Here is a 14,326-nt window from a genome sequence, read left to right on the forward strand (position 1 = left end):
CGACTCGTTCGAGGCCGGCAAGCTCGGCACGTTCGAGGTCGGCGAGGGCGCCAGCGTCCTCCTCGGCGACCCCTACGTCTTCGACGCCGACAACATCGGCGACTTCGACTTCTAAAGCCGAAGCATCAGAGAGCGCCCGGTCTGCATTCGTGCAGGCCGGGCGCGCTGCGTCTCTGGCATGCTGGGTCGAGGCACAGCGCACATGCCACCCCCATCGCAAGGAGTCCGCATGGCCGGCAAGTACGACCTCGAGACCACGACGCTCGGCGAGCTGCTCGATGATCCCGAGGCGCGAGCGATCATCGACGAGCTCGCACCCGAGGTGCCCGATCACCCGATGATCGGCTTCGCCCGGGGGATGCCGGCGGCCGCCATCCTGAAGATGGCGGGCGGTCAGGTGCCGGCGGCGACGATCGAGCAGCTCACGAGTCGCATCGCGGCGCTCTGACCCGCCTGATCACGCGGGGCTCGCTCACGCCAGCGCGCGGGCGAGTTCCGTCTTGCGGCGCTCGCGCATCGCGAGGAAGAGAGGGAACGTGAAGGCGAAGGCCGTGATCCCGGCGCCCACGACGTAGAGCCAGCCGAAGCGCATGCGCATGCGCCGCGCCTCGACGATGATGAAGACGCTGCCGGCGACCGCCACCACGAGCAGGTCGACCGTGATCGACGAGACGGCCGGGCCGCTCGTGACGAGGTCGCCGATGAAGTCGCGCAGCTGGACGATCGCCAGGGCGTTGAAGAACCAGGTGCCGACGAGGCCGGCGACGGCGAGGCCTGCATAAACGAGGGCGAGCGGGCTCCAGTGGCGGGTCACTCGCTCATTGTTTCAGTCGCGTCGGGCGAGGAGGGCGTTGACCGCTCCGGCGCCCAGCACGACGCCGGCCGCCGCGATCGGGGCGATGAGCGCGACCTCTGCGCCGCCGTTCTCGGCGATGAGCCCCGTTATCGCGGACGCCGCGGACTGGCCGACGATGATCGCCGACCCGAGCATCGTCATGACGGTGGCCGAGCGGCCCTGCGGGCTGCGAGCGGCGGCGAGGCTGTACTGGGTCACGAGGGTGGGGCCGATGCCCACGCCGATGATGAGCAGGGCCACGGTGATCGCGGCGACGCTCCCGACGAACGGCAGTGCGAGCGTGCCGGCGACGATGATCGCGGCGAAGGTCAGCCACCGGGCCGACAGCGTGAAGCGGGCGGGGAAGAGCGCGACGCCGAGGGCGAGGGCGGCCGAGCCGATCCCCATCGCGCCGTACACGAGGCCCGCCTGCTCGGGAGCGCCGCGCTCGGCCATGAAGGCGGTGAGAGAAGTGAGCATCGCACCGAAGAAGAGGCCCATGCCGAGCGCCCCGACGACCGTCGTGATGACGGCCGGGCGGAAGAGCTCACGCGCGGGCGCCTGGGCGACGGCGGCCGCTCCGGCCGGTGCCGCCTTCGCGGCGGTGGGGTGCAGCGCGAAGGCGCTCACGAACACCAGGGCGAGCACGGCGGCGCCGACGACGGGAGCAGCGGGGTTCATCGTGGTCGCAAGGAGCCCGACGATCACGGGACCGAAGACGAACACGATCTCATCCGCGGCCGACTCGTAAGCCATGGTTCCGCCGACCACCGACTCCCGCCGGTCCTTCGAGAAGGTGCGGCCGATGATCGAGACCAGACGGCTGCGCGAGAGCGGCGCGACCTGCGGCATCGTCGCGCCGATGAGGAAGGCGACGGCGAGGAGCGCGGCATCCGGAACCGTCGCGAACGCGAGCCACGCGATCGCGAGCAGCAGCGCGCTGTTGATCGTGCCCGACAGCAGCAGCACGCGGCGCTGGCCGAACCGGTCGGCCGCGGCGCCGAGGAGCGGTCCGATGAGCGCGGTGCCGATGCCGGTCATCGCCGACGTCATGCCGCCGAGGGCGAGCGAGCCGCGCGCCGAGACGACGAGTGTGAGGATGCCGACCACCATCATGGCGAAGGGCAGGCGCGCGATCAGCGCGATGGGGAAGTAGGAGAAGCCGGTCTCACGAACGAGGCTCGTGTGGCGCGGCGCGGCCAGTGTGGTGTGCATGGGGTCCTGTACGTCTGCCGCAGAGGTTCCCGCGGCACGTGGTGCCGCCTTTGTCCGCGAACGGGCCAGGTAGATGCACAGCTGATGGGTCGATCGATCTTACCGGACGCCCCTGGCAAGGGCCTGGGCGGTGTCAGCGGGCCTCCGGGATCCAGATGCGCATGGTCGACGGACCCCGCTCGGCCCACTCGTGGTAAGGCACGAGGGGCACCTCGGCGGTGGCCGTGCCCGCGGTGGACTCGGCCTCGCCGTAGGGCCACGGACCACGACCGAGCGGGAGCCGCTGCACGGTCGCCCAGACTCTGCCGTCGCGCTCGAACGGCACGGTGCCCGGTGCGATCGCGACCTGCGCGACATCGGTGGCACCGGCCGCCGCGAGATCCACGGACTCGAGAGCGAACACCTCGGGGCCGCGCTCGACGGCGACGCAGCCGCGGACGGCATCGATCCGCGGATCGGGCGACGACACGCGCGGCACCATCGGGAGGTCGAGCTGGACGACGTCTCCGGCGCGAAACGAGTGACGCACCTCCACCATTCCCGGGTCCGCGGAGCGCTGCTGCGTCGAGCCGCCGGTGACGATCCGGAGGGTCGCGCCCGTCGCCCACGCCGGAACGCGCAGGCTGAGCGTCCAGGGCGCATCGGAATCCGACACGTGGGTGACGGTGATGCGACCGTCGGCCGGGTAGGCGGTGGCGACGTCGAACGCAACGACGCGGCCGTCGTCCAGCACGGTGCGCACCGTCGCAGGGGCGTACTGCAGCAGCTGCACGCCTTCGGCATCGGCGGTCGCCACGTACGCGTCGAGACTCGCGAGCATGCGCGCCACGTTCGGCGGGCAGCAGGAGACCTCGAACCAGGGCGCCCGCAGCGACGACGACGCGCGGGGCGAGGTCGTGTCGGGATCGGCGGGCGTGCCGGGCACCCGCTGGTGGAGCGTGTTGGCGTAGTAGAACGCTCGACCGTCGGGTGACGGTGAGGTCGCCACGACGTTGTAGAGCGTGCGCTCGATGAGGTCGGCGTGTCGTGCGTCACCGCCCGCCAGCAGCAGGCGCCACGTGAACATGATCGAGCCGATGCTCGCGCACGTCTCGGAGTACGCGCGATCGGGTGGCAGTTCCCAATCGTCGCCGAACGCCTCGTCCTGGTGGTGCGACCCCTGACCACCGGTGATATAGGTGCGACGGGCGATCGTGCGGTCCCACTGGCGGCGCAGCGCATTCAACAGGCCGGTGTCGCGCGTGTCGACGGCGACGTCCATCGCACCCGCGGCGAGGTAGTTCGCGCGAACGGCATGACCACGCAGCACCTCGGCCTCGCGCACCGGCATGTCGTCCTGGTAGTACTTGCGGCCCCACTCGATGTCGCGCAGGGTGCCGCGACCGTGGCGTTCGACGAACAGGCGTGCCTGGTCGAGGTACCGGCGGTCGCCGGTCACACGGGAGAGTTCGGCGAGACCCACCTCGATCTCGGCGTGACCGCAGATCGCCGCGCGGCCGTCGACCCCGAACTCCGCGCACACGAGGTCTGCCGCCCGACGCGCGATGCCCAGCAGTCCGTCGTCGGCGCCGGGACGCGTGCGCTCACGAGCGACAGCGGCCTGGAAGAGGTGGCCGAGGCAGTAGAGCTCGTGCCCCCATTCGAGGTCCGACCATCGCGCGCCCTGGCCGGGCCGGCCGAACCGGGTGTTGAGGTAGCCGTCGGGCTCCTGCGCCGCGGCGACCCGCGCGACGACGGCGCGCAGGCGCTCCTCGAGCAGCGGGTCGTCGGTGCGGCCGATCTCCCACGAGAGGCCCTCGAGGTACTTGTACACCTCCGAATCGGAGAACTCCCGTCCGCGACGTCGCTCGTCCAGCCCTTCGCTCGCGGCGAGGTCGAAGTTGGGCAGCCACCCCTCGGATTCGAGGCGCGAACCGATGTGGGCGAGGGTGTGCTCGCCGTTGACGACCTGCCGATCGCCCCAGAACCCACCCGTGATGCGGACCTCGCCCTGGCCGAGCGGCCTGAGACGTCCGCGCGCGGGGACGGCGGGCGCCTGCGGCGCGTGCGTCGTGAAGTGCATAGTCATCCCTTGAAGGCTCCCGACATGAATCCGCGGACGTAGTGGCGCTGCAGCACGAGGAACAGCACGACGCACGGCAGCGCGAGCACGACGACCCCCGCTTCGGTGGCGCCGTAGTCGATCACTCCCATCACCTGACCGCGCAGGTTCGCCACCGCGAGGGGGAGCGTCATCCGATTGGTGTCGTTGATGAGGATCAGCGGCGCGATGAAGTCGTTCCAGGCGGTCAGGAACGCGAAGAGCCCCACCGTGATGAGCCCGGGCTTGACCGCCGGCAGCAGCACGCGCCACAGCGCCGAGAAGCTGTTGCAGCCGTCGACGAGCGCCGCCTCGTCCATCTCGCGCGGGATCGACTCGAACGAGATCCGCATCATGAACATCGAGAACGGCAGCTGGAACATCGTCAGCACGAGCGCGACTCCGACGAGGGAGTTGTTCAGCCCGATCGCGTTGAGGATCACGTACAGCGGGATCAGGAGCGTCGCGTACGGCACCATCAGGATCGCGAGCACCAGGAGGAACAGCAGGTTCTTGCCGGGGAAGTTGTACCGTGCGAAGGCGTACCCGCCGAAGAACGAGATCACGAGCGTCAGCACCACCGTGAGCAGCGACACGAACAGCGAGTTGGCCAGGTACACCCAGATGCCCGCCTGGAAGTCCGCGAGTGCCTGGTAGTTGCCGAACCCCCACCCGTCGGTCTGGCTCGAGCCCGCCTGCGGGCTGAAGGACGAGACCGTCGTCCACACGAGCGGGTAGAGGAAGATGATCGCGAGTGCCGAGGTGAAGACCCCGTACGGGATGCCCCACATCAGGCGCGTGGCGTGGCGCCTGCTCATCCGCGGCCGGTCGCGCAGACCGGGGGCGACGACGGTGCGGGTCGACGTGGTGTCGGTGAGGGTCACGTCAGGCCTCCTCAGGACGACGGAACGCGCGCAGCTGCACGACGTTGATGACGATGAGTGCGAGCAGCACGATGACCGACAGCGCCGCGGCGATGCCGAGGTCGTTCTGCCCCTGGAAGGCGACGTTGTAGATCAGCTGGACGATGGTCATGGTGCTGTTGTCCGGCCCGCCCTTGGTGAGGATGTAGAACTGGTCGAACGCGAGGAGCGACCCTGTCACGCACAGCACGATGGTGAGCGCGAAGGTCGGTCGCAGGAGCGGCATCGTGATGTGCCGGAAGGTCTGCCACCGCGACGCGCCGTCGATGCGGGCGGCCTCGAAGACGTCGTCCGAGATGCCCTGCAGGCCCACGAGCATGAGGAGCATGTAGAACCCCGCGTAGCGCCAGACGATGAGGAACACCGTCGACCACAGTGCGCCCTCGGGTGTGCCGAGGAACGTGAAGCCCCACGTCGCCATCAGATCGGCGAACGGACCCGCGAACGGCGAGTAGAGGACGTAGAAGAGGAGGGATGCCGAGGCGAGGCCCAGTGCGCTGGGGATCAGGAACGCCGTGCGGAGGAATCCCTTCCACATCGTGGACTCCTGCACGAGGAGTGCGAGGCCCAGGCCCAGACCGATCAGCAGCACCGTCGTGATCGCGGTGTAGAGGAGTGTGAAGCGGATCGAATCCCAGAAGAGGCGGTGGTCGACGGCGGCGATGTAGTTGTCGGGGAAGTTGAGGCCCATGTTCCCCCGGAGAAGGGGCCAGTCGGAGGCCGACATCTGGAGCACGAGCATCAGCGGGATGAGGAAGAGCGCGACGACGAAGATCGCGGTGGGGGCGGCGTAGAGCCAGCCCTGCAGCGGGCCGCCGAGGGGACTGCGTGCGGGCTTCGCGCGTCGCGCGAGGGTGGGGAGTGCCACGTCGCTCCTAGGGGAGTTGAACGGTTGGAAACGGGGCGGGCGGGGTGCGCTGCCGGGCAGCGCACCCCGCCCGCGATGAACTCACTGACTCAGGATGGCCGTGATTTCGTCGTTGTCGGCGTCGACCGAGTCGGCGCCCTCGATGACGGCGTTGCGGACCAGCGTGAGCCAGGGGCTGCCCGGAGCGTTGTAGGCCTGCTGGAACTGCAGCGCGACCGGGGTGTCGCCCTGACCGGCCACCTCGTTGATGGTGACCAGACGCGGGTCCTCGGCGGCGTACTGGTTGTCGGCGAGGTCGGAGCGCGACACGGCGTTGCCGGCCTGGGCCAGCACCTCGACCTGGGCCTCCTCCGACATCATCCACGCGAGGAAGTTCCACGCCTGCGGCGACTGCTCCGAGTCCTTCGAGATGCCGATGCCGTCGCCGCCGACGAACGTCGAGACGCCGCCGTCGACTCCCGGGATGCCGGCGAGGCCGGCATCGAACTCCAGGGCGGGGAGGAGCGTGGCCGGGAACGGCATGATGCCGACGTTGCCCTCCTGGAAGCCCGCGACCCAGGTGGCGCCGGTCTCGTCAGCCGAGCCCGGAGCGACCGCGCCCGCCTCGTACAGCTCCTGCCAGGTGGCGTAGACCTCCTTCGCCGTGTCGCTGGCGAGCAGCGCCTCGGTGCCCTCGGGGTTCATGACCGGGTCGCCGGACGCCCAGATGCTCGGGAACCACGTGAACACGAGGCATCCGCCGCAGTTGAGTCCGGCGGACGTGCCCGACACTCCGGGCTTGCCCAGCTCCTGCACCGCCATGGCGGCCTCGGCGAACTCGGCGAGCGTCGCCGGAGCCTTGTCGGGGTCGAGACCGGCCTCGGCGAAGAGCTCCTTGTTCCACATCAGCATCGACAGGTCGAGTACGAAGGGGAGAACGTGCTCTGCGCCGTCGTAGGTGCCCGCCGCGAGGTGACCCTTGTTGATCGCGTCCTTGTAGTCGAGTCCGTCGATCTGCTCCGAGATGTCGGCGAAGAGCCCCTGCTCGACCCAGTTCGGCACGTAGACGATGTCTGCGGCGAACAGGTCGGGAAGCCCGCTCGAGCCGGCGGCGGCGCCGACCTTGGCGACATAGTCGTCGTTGGGGACGACGGTGAGTTCGACCTGGTTCTCGTGGCTGGCGTTGTACGCGTCCACGAGCAGGTTGGCCTGCGCCTCCATCGGCGCACGCGTCCACAGCGTCAGCGTCGTGCCGTCGTCGACTCCCTCGGCGGGGATCGACTCGTCGGGGGCGGGCGTGTTCCCGGTGTCACCGGCGCACGCGGTCAGGCCGCCGATCAGGGCTCCGGCGGCCGCGAAGGCCGTGACCGCGCGCAGGGCGGCCCGGCGTCGGGTGGTGATCATGCAACTGTCTCCTCTGGCTCATCTTCGAGCGGATGACGCCGATGGGGGTCGGCACCGCTGTGTGGGGGTGCGGGCGATTCGAAATCTACGAAATCCCTTTCGGCAAGGTATCGTCACAGACAGCGAGCGGTCAAGTACCGTCTCCGATAACCTTTCCGCAACAAGGAGGTCAACGTGGCGCCGAACGAGATCGGGTCGCGTGCAGCGACGCTGAGCGACGTCGCCCGAGCGGCGGGAGTTTCGATCGCCACGGCGTCGAAAGCACTCAACAACCGGGACGATGTCGCCGCTGCGACGCGCCAGCGCGTGCTGCAGGCGGCCGAAGATCTGGCGTTCACCCCGAACGCGATGGCGAAGGGTCTGCTGGCCGGACGCACCGGCACTGTCGGACTCCTCACGAGCGACCTCGAAGGCCGCTTCATGATCCCGATCCTCATGGGTGCCGAAGACGCGTTCGGAGCAGGGCAGATCAACGTGTTCCTGTGCGATGCGCGCGGCGACGCGATCCGCGAGCAGCATCACCTGCGGGCGCTGCTGAGCCGCCGCGTCGACGGCATCATCGTGGTCGGCAGGCAGACCGACCCCCGACCGTCGCTCGGTCAGGGCCTCCCGGTGCCGGTCGTCTACGCGTACTCGCCATCGGATGATCCGCGGGATCTGTCGCTGACCCCCGACAACTACGCCGGCGGGCGCCTCGCCGTGGAGCATCTCATCGCGTGCGGGCGCACGCGGATCGCGCACATCACCGGTGACCCCTCGTACGCCGCCGCGCAGGACCGCCTCGCCGGTGCCCGCGCGGGCCTCGCCGCGGCCGGGCTCGAACTGGTCGGAGAGCCGATGTTCTCGGAGTGGACCGAGCACTGGGGACGCGACGCCGCGGCGATGCTGCTGAAGCGGCATCCCGATGTCGATGCGTTCTTCTGCGGATCCGATCAGATCGCGCGCGGCGCGCTCGACACCGCCCGCGACCTCGGTCGCACAGTGCCCGACGACCTCGCCGTGATCGGCTACGACAACTGGGAGGTGCTCTCGACCAACTCCCGCCCCGAGCTCACGAGCATCGACGCCAACCTTCAGCAGCTCGGTCGCCAGGCAGCGCAGCGCGTGTTCGACGCGATCGACGGCGTCGACGTCGGCAGCGGCGAGCACCACCTGCCGGTGCGCCTCGTGATCCGGGGCTCGACCATCCCGCGTCGCTGACGGCGCGCGTCAGACGTGGTCGCGCCAGGAGTGGCGCGGCTCGAACCCCAGCTGTCGTCGCGCCTTGTCGATCGAGAGGAGCGTGTCGTGCGGACCGACGCCGCCCTTCACGGCGACTCCGGGGAAGACCTCCTCGATGAGCTCGGCATTAGGCCTGGACATCACGGTGTCGGCGGCGGCGATGATGAACTGATCGAATCCGGGGGGAGCGATCTCGAGCGCGCGCTGGACCGCCTGCGCGCCGTCCCGGGCGTCGATGTAGCCCCACAGGTTCCACTTGCGACGGAGGGCGTCGTCGTCGAAGGAGGGGAACTCCGCGTAGTCCTCGGGCACCATCACGTTCGAGAAGCGCAGGGCGGTGATCGAGAGGTCCGGATGCCACCGAACGAGTTCGACGGCGAGTCTCTCCTCGAGCGTCTTGACGAGTGAGTAGACGGACTCGGGCCGCGGCGGGTAGTCCTCGTCGACCGGGATGTACGGCGGCGGAGTGTCGAACGGGAGTCCCTGCACCGTCTCGCTGGAGGCTGCCACGATGCGACGGATGCCGAGGCGGACGGTGGCCCAGAACACGTTGAACGTCGCCGCCATGTTGTTGTGGAACGTGGCGATGTCGCTCCGGATGCCGGGAGCGGGGATCGCGCCGAGATGCACGACCGCGTCGAAGCCGTCGTGGCGGTCGCCGACCGCGGTGAAGGCGTCCACCACCTGACCGTAGTCGGTCAGATCGACCTGGACGAAGGACGGGCCGCGAGTGCCGACGACGTCCATTCCGATGACGTCGTGCCCCGCCGCGACGAGCTCACGAAAGACGACGGTGCCGAGTTTTCCGGATGCTCCGGTGAGTGCGATGCGCATCGTTCCAGCATGTCAGTGACCGGGCGCCGCGGCGCCGCCCGGCTCACGGTCGTGATCGGGGACGGAATCACCGAAAACTTCGAAAACCATTGCGTTAACCAAATCGACCCTGCTTGACTGTGCCTGACTCGTCCTGGCGCCCCACTCGCTGTAGCGCGGCAGCCGGGTCATCCGATTCCCCGATGGAGAGGAAGGGCGATGTCGCCTGCATCTTTGAGGAAACCGGTCGCCGGAGCTGCGATCCTCGCGCTCACCGCGGCCACACTGGCTTTGGCGCCGACAGCGGCGGTCGCCGATGTCGTCCCCGGCAATGAGGCGGACGTGGGGGTGTACACGAACGGCCAGACCGATTCGATGGACATCGGCGACCCCACGTACGCCAACATCGACGAGGTCGCGGCGAAGCTCGCGACCGGTGTCGACTGGACGGCGAACAGCATGCACGACCGGATCTTCGAAAAGGATCTCGCCGCCGGGGGGACCGACTACTACCTCGACCGCATCCTGGGAGTGTCGGGCACGGCGAACAACACCGTGCTCCAGACCCGCGGCCGCTCGCTCTATATGCGCGGCGGCAGCAACTGGGGCGTCATGGGCTTCGCGGGCTCCGCGTTCGCCGGCGGCCCGAACAACCTCGGCAACTTCTACACCGTCGTCGTACCCGGACAGACGGTCACCGAGGTCGGCGCGCAGCGGTTCAATGCGCCCAGCCACGCGAAGTCGCAGTACTCGATCGGCGCGACGGGCGTCGTGGCGGATCTGCGAAAGTTCGTCACCCACGACAACGTGGCCGTCACCGCGCTCACCTTCCGCAACACCAGCGGCGCCGAGCAGACCTTCACGGTCCGGGCGGCATCGCCGCTGGCCACCGGTGCGGGCGACGAAGCGGATGAGCTGGTCGGCACACGCACCCTCACGAGCGGTGCGAACAACGGGCTCGTCGACACCCCGTGGTCGACGGTGAAGATCGGACTCAAGGCCGACGGCTTCCAGCGCACGGGTGCGAACCTCGAGCGTCAGGTCACGGTGCCCGCGGGCGGATCGGTCGAGCTCTCCGTCGTCGGCGCCCTCTACAGCGACTCGCTGCCGGCCGGAGCCACCGAGCTCGACGCGTATGCAGAGCTCGCGCCCGCCGCTGCCTTCCAGCAGGGCGTGACCGAGTTCAACCGGCGCTGGGCACAGGACATCCCCTACATCGACGTGCCGAACGCGGCCGTCGAGAAGGCGATCGTCTATCGCTGGTGGGGCGAGCGCTACAACGTGCTCGACTCCAACGAGCCGGGCTACGTGTACCAGTACCCGACGACCATCGAGGGCGTGAACCTGTACCAGAACGCGGTCGTGCTCACCCAGCCGATGCACCTGCAGGACACGAAGTGGATCCGGACGCCCTACCTTCCGTACGGCCAGATCCTCAACGTGGGCGAGCTCTCGGGCTCATCCGCGTTCCTCGACAGCCCCGGACACACGAGCTGGAACAACCACTACTCGCAGTATCTGGGCACCGCCGGTCTCGAGGCCTACAACGTCCACGGTGGTGGCACGGCCGTCGCCGAGCGCTTCGCGCGATACTTCGAGGGCGACGGCGTCGGGCAGCTGGAGCACTACGACGGCAACGACGACATGCTCATCGCCTACGACACGAACTACATGCCCGGCAACGACTCCGACGCGATCACGTTCGGCTACCCGCGGACCAACGCGTCCGCGCCGGGTGCGCGCACGATCGAGCGCCCCGAGTCGGCCTACGTGTGGGGCGCGTTCGACGCGGCCCGCCAGCTTTACGAGATCGCCGGCGCAGACGAGGCGAAGGTCGGAGAGATGGGCGACACCGCGGACGAGATCCGCGAGGCGATCCTGGGTCGCCTCTGGAGCACCGAGATGCGCTCGTTCCTCGCCGGCACGTCGCACGGCGCCCTGTCGGCGGACTCGTCGGGAACCGGGGCCAACCCGCTCTCGGCGGCCGAGCGCGATCTGATCCCCGCGAAGGAGTCGAACCTGTTCGACATCTACGCCGAGGGTCTGATCCCGACCGAGGACGCCGAGGACTACGTCGACGGGCTGCGGTTCCTCCGCTACGGCGACAACTTCCCGATCTTCCCCTTCTACACGGCCAACCAGTACGACCGTGCGAAGTTCAGCATCGGCGGATCGAACAACTTCTCCAACATCAACTTCACGGTGCAGTACCGCGCCGTTCGGGAGGCGCTGCGCCACTACGACCCCGAGGGGAAGTACATCACCCCCGAGTACGCTGCGCGCCTGCTCGACTGGATGGCGTGGAGCATCTACCCGGGCGGCGACGCTCGGGTGGCGAACCAGGCCGAGTACTACTCGAACTGGAACGCGACGGCGAAGACGTACAACCGCAACAATCCGAACCACGTGATGCTCGGCAACATGAACTACATCTACGTGGAGGACATGGGAGGCATCCAGCCGCGCTCGGACGACAAGGTCGAACTGTGGCCGATCGACCTCGGCTACGACCACTTCATGGTCAACAATCTGCGCTACCACGGACAGGACCTCACGATCGTGTGGGACGAGGACGGCTCGCACTACGACCTCGGTGCCGGGTACAGCCTGTTCATCAACGGTGAGCGCAAGGCGACCGCCGACGCGCTGGGCCGGTTCGTCTACGACCCTGCCGCGAACGACATCGTCGAATCCGACGAGGGCCTCGCCGTCGACGTCGTCTCCGACGAGGGCGCCGATCTGCCGACGGCAGCCGGAACGCCGATCGAGGACGACCGCGTCGTGGAGTACCTCAAGACGGCGGGCATCGACCTGGGTGAGGACGCGGCGAATCTCGCCGCCGACGCGACCCTCACGTCGTCGTACACCCAGCAGGGAGCGCGGCCGACGCCGTGGCGCAACTTCCACACTCCGGGTTACTCGACGGGCTCGATGAACTACACGCCGGGTGCCATTGCCGAGACCGAGCGGCCGGTGTCGCTGGATGCCGTGACCGACGGAACCACGGTCAACGAGCCCTACTGGGGCAACTACGGCACCACCGACGCGAACGGCTACGTGGAGCTCGACTTCGGCGAACCGCGGACCTTCGACAACGTCAAGGTCTGGTTCGTGAGCGATCGGCAGAGCGGCGGCTACAGCCAGCCCCAGCGCTACCAGATCCAGCTGCAGAACGGATCGGGGGACTGGGTCAGCATTCCCGACACGTTCAAGTCGCCCAAGATCGTGCAGCCGAAGTTCAACGAGGCGCTGTTCGATCAGGTCACCGCGAGCAAGGTCCGCGTCGCGTTCGTCAACACCCCGACGAAGTACACGGCCATCTCCGAGATCCAGGTGTTCGATTCCGGACGCGACGTTCCGGCAGTGGTCAACGATGCTCCGGTCGTGACGGCGGCAGCCGATCGCTCGCGCGACGGCAACCTCTCGACGACCTTGACCGGAACGGCGACGGACGACGGCATCCCCGAGGACGGCGCGCTCACGGTCGGATGGTCGACGGTGTCGGCACCTGCCGGCGCGGGGGTCATCTTCAGCAACGCGACGGCGCTGACCACGACGGTCACGGGCACGGTGGCGGGGGCCTACACCTTCCGTCTCACGGCCTCGGACGGTGCGCTCACGACGCAGCGCGACGTCGAGCTGCAGCTCAGTGAGAAGGCGACCTCGGCCGAGTTCGGCGCGGTCGCGACGATCACCACGAGCGGCACGTCGTCGTGGGAGAACCACACCCGGGTGAACGAGGCGACCACTCCGGCCAGCTCCGCTCCCGGAGCGGGCAACGGCTGGGGCAACTGGGGACAGCCGGCCAACGGCACGTCGCCGGCGACCGCCGCGTGGATCCGGTATCAGTGGCCTTCGGCCGTGCGCCTGCAGTCGACCGAGATCTACTGGTACGACGACAACGGCGGGACGCGGATGCCGCGGTCCGACACGTACACAGTGGAGTATTCGAACGACGGCACGACGTGGACCCCGGTCACGCTCTCGGGCGGATCGACGTACGCCGGCGCGCTCGTGCGCAACACCTACAATCGGCTCGAGTTCGAGCCGATCGAGGCGACCCAGCTGCGCATCCGGATCACGGGAGTGCAGGGTTCCGGCGCCGGCACCGGTGTGCTGCGCTGGCGGGCCAACGGCGAGACGGTCGCGTCGGTGGACGCCCCCGTGATCATGCGGACCGTCGTGGGCGAGATCCCGGTGCTGCCGGCTGAGCTGGACGTCGTGTACTCCAGCGGCTCCCGCGGCTCGGTGCCGTTCACCTGGCAGGCGATCACGGCGGAGCAGGTCGCAGAGGCCAACGTCGAGCCGTTCGTCGTCTACGGGACGAACACCACGAACGGTCTCATCGCGCAGGCGCAGATCTACGTGCGGCCCGAGAACTCGCAGGGCGGCATCTCGATCCAGGGCGCTGAGCAGTTCGAGCAGTCCGTCGATGTCGGCGAGCAGCCCTGGCTCCCCGAGAAGGTCGAGGTCTCGTACAACGACGGATCGCGTGACAACCAGGCGATCGGCGTGGAGTGGGACTACGACGAGTCGATCGTCGACCGGCCGGGCGTCTACACGATCCGCGGAGACCTCGTGCTCCCGGCCTACGTGAGCACGGCGGGCACGACCTCCACCACGCTGACGCTCACCGTCGGGGACGGCGTCTCGCCCGGGCCCCAGATCTCTGCGACGGCGAGCACCCGCTGCGTCGCGGGCAAGGTCGTCGTGGTGGTGCGGGCCGTGAACGAACACGATGAGCCGCTCGCGTTCGAGCTGAAGTCCTCGTTCGGCACGAAGCAGTTCGCCGCTGTGCAGCCGGGCAAGGCCGTCAGCCAGGTGTTCACCACGCGGATGGTGGGGGTGGATGCCGGCACCGCCGACGTGACCGCCACCACCACCGGCGGAGAGAGCACCACCGTGGAGGCCGCGTACGCAGCCGCCTCCTGCGGCTGAGGTGAACGGGAGGCGACGCCGGATCCCGGCGTCGCCTCCCCTTCTGCCCC

Annotated in this window: 10 protein-coding genes; 3 read left to right on the forward strand and 7 right to left on the reverse strand. The window is 68.8% G+C overall.

The window, feature by feature from the left end; all coding sequences use genetic code 11:
* Window positions 1-229 precede the first annotated feature (229 nt).
* Window positions 230-448, forward strand: coding sequence for a hypothetical protein (locus tag FFS15_RS14925; protein ID WP_137845839.1), 219 nt, complete (start codon window positions 230-232; stop codon window positions 446-448).
* 24 nt (window positions 449-472) lie between these two features.
* Here FFS15_RS14925 and FFS15_RS14930 read toward each other — a convergent pair whose 3' ends face one another.
* The 6 genes from FFS15_RS14930 to FFS15_RS14955 form a co-directional block, all read right to left on the reverse strand.
* Window positions 473-814 (reverse strand): DUF2834 domain-containing protein, encoded by a 342-nt coding sequence (locus FFS15_RS14930; protein WP_137845840.1) that lies wholly within the window; start codon window positions 812-814, stop codon window positions 473-475.
* A gap of 12 nt (window positions 815-826) precedes the next feature.
* Window positions 827-2,050: an MFS transporter gene (locus tag FFS15_RS14935; protein ID WP_137845841.1), complete on the reverse strand. Its 1,224-nt coding sequence runs from the start codon at window positions 2,048-2,050 to the stop codon at window positions 827-829.
* Window positions 2,051-2,183: 133 nt separating this feature from the next.
* Window positions 2,184-4,118 (reverse strand): beta-L-arabinofuranosidase domain-containing protein, encoded by a 1,935-nt coding sequence (locus tag FFS15_RS14940; protein WP_137845842.1) that lies wholly within the window; start codon window positions 4,116-4,118, stop codon window positions 2,184-2,186.
* Entirely contained in the window at window positions 4,115-4,948 is an 834-nt protein-coding gene (locus FFS15_RS14945; protein ID WP_137845897.1) for a carbohydrate ABC transporter permease, read from the reverse strand. Before FFS15_RS14945 ends, FFS15_RS14940 begins: the two co-directional genes overlap by 4 nt.
* 67 nt (window positions 4,949-5,015) lie before the next feature.
* A complete protein-coding gene (locus FFS15_RS14950; protein ID WP_137845843.1) occupies window positions 5,016-5,921 on the reverse strand; it encodes a sugar ABC transporter permease in 906 nt (301 codons plus the stop codon).
* 81 nt (window positions 5,922-6,002) lie between these two features.
* Window positions 6,003-7,304 carry a sugar ABC transporter substrate-binding protein gene (locus FFS15_RS14955; protein WP_137845844.1) on the reverse strand — a complete coding sequence of 434 codons (1,302 nt, stop codon included), beginning with the start codon at window positions 7,302-7,304 and terminating at the stop codon, window positions 6,003-6,005.
* 174 nt (window positions 7,305-7,478) lie between these two features.
* On the opposite strand from FFS15_RS14955, the gene FFS15_RS14960 reads away from it, so the two are divergent.
* Window positions 7,479-8,504, forward strand: a complete 1,026-nt coding sequence (locus tag FFS15_RS14960) for a LacI family DNA-binding transcriptional regulator (RefSeq protein ID WP_137845845.1) — start codon at window positions 7,479-7,481, stop codon at window positions 8,502-8,504.
* A gap of 9 nt (window positions 8,505-8,513) precedes the next feature.
* On the opposite strand, the gene FFS15_RS14965 is transcribed toward FFS15_RS14960, so the two are convergent.
* The gene (locus tag FFS15_RS14965) at window positions 8,514-9,359 is read right to left on the reverse strand and encodes an NAD(P)-dependent oxidoreductase (protein WP_137845846.1); all 846 of its coding nucleotides are present in this window, start codon (window positions 9,357-9,359) and stop codon (window positions 8,514-8,516) included.
* A 213-nt stretch (window positions 9,360-9,572) separates the two neighbouring features.
* Here FFS15_RS14965 and FFS15_RS14970 point away from each other — a divergent pair, with 213 nt between their 5' ends.
* Window positions 9,573-14,276: an Ig-like domain-containing protein gene (locus FFS15_RS14970; RefSeq protein ID WP_249354097.1), complete on the forward strand. Its 4,704-nt coding sequence runs from the start codon at window positions 9,573-9,575 to the stop codon at window positions 14,274-14,276.
* The last annotated feature ends 50 nt before the right edge of the window (window positions 14,277-14,326 follow it).

Source organism: Microbacterium sp. 2FI, from assembly GCF_005502885.1.
GTDB lineage: Bacteria > Actinomycetota > Actinomycetes > Actinomycetales > Microbacteriaceae > Microbacterium.